Genomic DNA, 4,344 nt, shown 5'->3' with positions numbered 1-4,344 from the left:
CTTCAAGATCGTCCACAACACGGACGGAACGTGGCGTCTCGAAGTGAACAATCCTGCGCTGCTCGACTATGAGGCAAAGCAGTTCCACGAGGTCATGATCTCGGTTACCGACGATAAGGGTGCTTCCTATCTTGAAAGCTTCCGGATCGACGTGAACAATCTGCCGGAAGGTGGCAATCGCGATCCGAAGAACATCAAGTTCTCGGATAGCTTCGTGCGTGAACACCTGACGGCGGACCTTGCGATTGGCCAGTTTACGGCCGAGGACGACGATGGCGATCCTTTGACCTACACGTTGCTGGACAACGGCGGTGGGCGGGTCTGGCTCGATGGCGCGGAACTCAAGGTAAAAGACAGCGCGAAGATAGACTACGAACAGGCGCCGGAATTCACCATCAAAGTGCGCGTCAGCGACAACAAGGGCGGCTCGACGGAAGAGACTTTCACCATCGGTGTGGAAAATGTTCTGCTCGAAAACGTGACGGGATCGGACGCCAATGATCTGATCAGGGGCGGCGCCGGTAAGGATCGTCTCAATGGAGGCGGTGGCAACGACACGTTGAGCGGCGGAACGGAAGCGGACCGCCTGACTGGTGGAACGGGAGAAGACGTATTCCTGTTCGACTCGCGCCTGACCAGCACCAATAAGGACACGATCGCCGATTTCGAAGTCGCGGTCGGGGGCGAGTTGATCGACCGGATCGAGCTGGCCAGATCTGCATTCACTGTGTTCGCGGAATCAGATGTCGGAAAGATTCTTTCCGCCGACGCGTTCTGGACTGGTACGGCGGCGCACGATGCCGACGACAGGATCATCTACGATCAGACGACAGGTTCGATCTATTACGACCGCGACGGCAACGGCGCAGCAGCCGCGGTTCTGTTTGCAACGATCAGCAACAAACCCAGCATCACCAACACCACCTTTTTCATCGTTTGAACGGGAATGAGGGCGCTCAAGAGAAGCGTCCTTCTCTCGTCGCAGTTATCACTTAGAGGCAATCATGGCAGTCAATCTTACCCTCGAACCCATCAACACCGACAACGGTGCCAAGCCAGGCCCGACATCGGGGAGCGTTTATATCAACGAGAATATCGCCTCGGGCACCGTGGTTGGGCGAATTCGCGGATGGGAAAGCACGGCTGGTAGTTTCACGATCCAGGTTCTTCGCGATGTCGACGGTCGCTACGAAGTCATCGGTGACAAGACCAACGGCTATTTTCTTCGCGTCAAGAGCGGCGGTAATACGCTGTTCGACTTCGAAGACGATGCGTATCTTGGAATCCACGACCAGATTACCTTCAAGTTCCTGGTCGGAACTCAGATGGTGCATCAGGGCGTCTTCGACGTATACCTGAACGATCTGCCGGAGGGGCCCGGCAACAACGCGCCGACCGACGTTCGCATCGCGAGTGGCGGAACGGTCAACGAGAACGCGTCGTCGGGTACGTCAGTCGCCACCATCGCTGCAACCGATGACGGCGGGGCAGCCGGACTTCGCTACTCGATCGAGAACAACAGCAATTTCGCCATCGATGCGACGACCGGAGTGGTCACGGTCAAGGCTGGTGCTACTCTCAACTTCGAAGCGGGATCGACCATCTCCCTCGACGTGACGGCGACGGACACCAATGGAACGGGCTTGTCGACGGTAAAGGAGCTCACGTTCACGATCGCGGACGTGAACGAGGCTGYGACAGGCGTCAGCTACACCAACGCCCAGGTGATCCAAGCCGGCGCGACGGGCCAGAATTCGCAGGTCGTCCTGGCCACTGCTGTTGACCCCGACACAAAGGCGAGTTTCAAGAACAACCTTTACAAGTTTGCCGACAGCGGTACGACCACCGATTCCAGTGGGCTCTTTCATATTGACTCCGCGACGGGTCAGATCACGACAACGCGGGCAGTTGTTGCAGGAGACGCGGGTCAGAAAACGCTGAAAGTCATTGCCTATGACGGAGTGCTCTCGGGGCCGGCGATCGACTACACGTTTACGATCGCAGGACCGTCCAACCAGCCTCCGAGCAATATTCGCTTCCAATCCGGCGGCACCGTCAATGAGAATGCCGGCAGCGGCGCAGCCGTCGGCACGGTCACAGCGAACGACGACGGCGGTACATCCGGCCTTCGCTACTCGATCGCGAACAACAGCAACTTTGTCATCGACGCGGTCACCGGAGCGATAACCGTAAAGAATGGAGCGGCACTCAATTTTGAGGGCACTGCAAGCTACTCGATCGCGGTGACGGCGACGGATACCAATGGAACGGGCCTATCGACAACGCAAAATGTCACCATCACCCTCGTCGATGTGAACGAGGCGGCGACGGGTGTGGGATTCAATGGCGTCCAATCCGTTGAAGCTGGAGTGACCGGCGCAAATTCGCAGGTTGTTGTCGCGTCGGCTGTCGATCCCGATACCGCGGCCGGCTTCCGGAACAATAGCTATCGGTTCGCCGATACGGGGACGACCACGGACGGCAGCGGACTTTTCCAGATCAACGCCACGACGGGACAGATCACGACGACGCGCGCGGTTCTTGCAGGAGACGCGGGTCAGAAAACGCTAAAAGTCCAAGCCTATGACGGCGCGCTCGTCGGGCCGTCGGTCGACTATAGTTTCACGGTTTCTGGGCTGGCCAATCAGCCTCCGAGCAATATTCGCTTCCAATCCGGCGGCACCGTCAATGAGAATGCCAACGGCGGCGCTGCTGTCGGTACAGTCACGGCGAACGACGACGGTGGAACAGCTGGCCTGCGCTATTCGATTGCGAACAACGCCAACTTTGTCATCGATGCGGTCACTGGAGCGATAACCGTAAAGAATGGAGCTGCACTCAATTTTGAGGGCACTGCAAGCTATTCGATCGCGGTGACTGCGACGGATACCAATGGAACGGGCCAATCGACGACGCAGGATGTCACCATCAATCTTGCGGACGTAAACGAAGCAGCAACGGGCATAGGCTTTAGTAATCCCGGATCCGTCCAGGCGGGGGTGACCGGCGCAAATGCGCAGGTTGTCTTGGCATCGGCGGTCGATCCGGATACTACGGCCGGCTTCCGCAACAACAGTTATCGGTTTTCCGATACCGGAACGACGACGGACGGAAGCGGACTCTTCCAGATCAATGCCACAACGGGGCAGATCACGACGACGCGCGCGGTCGTCGCGGGTGACGTTGGTGATAAGACCCTAAAAATTCAAGCTTATGACGGTGCGCTCGTCGGGCCGACCGTCGATCGCGTCGTTACAATCGCCGCGGCCAACGCGCCGACCATACAGATCGTGGCAGCGGACGCCGCGAAGGCCGAAGGTGACGCCGGTACGACTGATTTCACCTTCACTGTGACGCGGAGCTCAGGTGCAGGCGAGTCGAGTGTCAATTGGGGCATCAACTTCGGCGGTGGCGCCACGGCGAATGCTGGGGATTTCGCCAACACGAGCGGGACGGTCAATTTCCTCAATGGGGAAACGTCGAAGACGATCACGGTCAAGGTTCTCGGCGATACCGTCGTCGAGGGCAACGAGACCTTCGGCGTCACGCTCTCTGGTGCAGTGAACGGAACGGTCACCGTCGCGACGGCCGATGGCACGATCGTCAATGACGACAATACTCCGGGCGTACCTGTCGTCTCGATCGCCGCGACGGATGCGGCCAAGGCGGAAGGTAACGGCGGCACCACCGCGTTCACATTCACTGTGACTCGGTCCAGCAGCGTCGGCCTGTCGACTGTCGATTGGCTGCTTGGAGGAGCCGGCGCCAACCCGGCATCCACGACCGATGTCGAGGTTTCGACCGGAACGGTGGTTTTCGCCGCCGGTGAGACCACGAAAACGATCACCATCCAAGTGAAGGGTGATGTGGATATCGAGGGCGACGAGGGCTTTACGATCACGCTCGCGAACGGCCAGAACGCAAGCATCGGTACCGGCGTCGCATCGGGCACTATTCTCAACGACGATGCCGCGCCGCATCAGAATAGAGCGCCTACCGATGTAATGCTCACTGGGTACAGCGTGCAGGAATTGGCCGCGACGGGCACCGTCATCGGTGCGTTCTCGGCTGTTGACCCCGATGATACGGTTGGCTTCAAGTACACGTTGGTGGACAGCGCGGGTGGGCGCTTCAAGATTGAAGCGGGCCAGCTGCAGGTCGATAACGGCTTCTTGCTCGATTTCGAACAGACCCGCTCGTATGTTGTCAAAGTCCAAGTCGCTGACAGCGCGGGTGCAACCTTCACCAAGGATCTGACGATTTCGCTGACTGATCTGGCGACGGAATTCACACTCGGCTCGATCGGCAATGATCTGTTCAAGGGCGGAGATGCTGCGGACCGAC

The 4,344-nt window shown here is 58.6% G+C and carries 1 protein-coding gene and 1 pseudogene; both read left to right on the top strand.

The window, feature by feature from the left end; translation table 11 throughout:
* Positions 1-940 (top strand): annotated as a pseudogene (locus tag AC1DT3_RS13120) (hypothetical protein); the annotation flags it as partial.
* Positions 941-1,004: 64 nt separating this feature from the next.
* Positions 1,005-4,344: cadherin domain-containing protein (locus tag AC1DT3_RS13115; RefSeq protein WP_477465693.1), on the top strand; the 3,340-nt coding region annotated here is incomplete at its 3' end.

The sequence above is a fragment of the Microvirga sp. P4_G7 genome (assembly GCF_056401005.1).
Note: the sequence above shows the minus strand (reverse complement) of the source record. Positions and strands in the feature narration are given on the sequence as shown.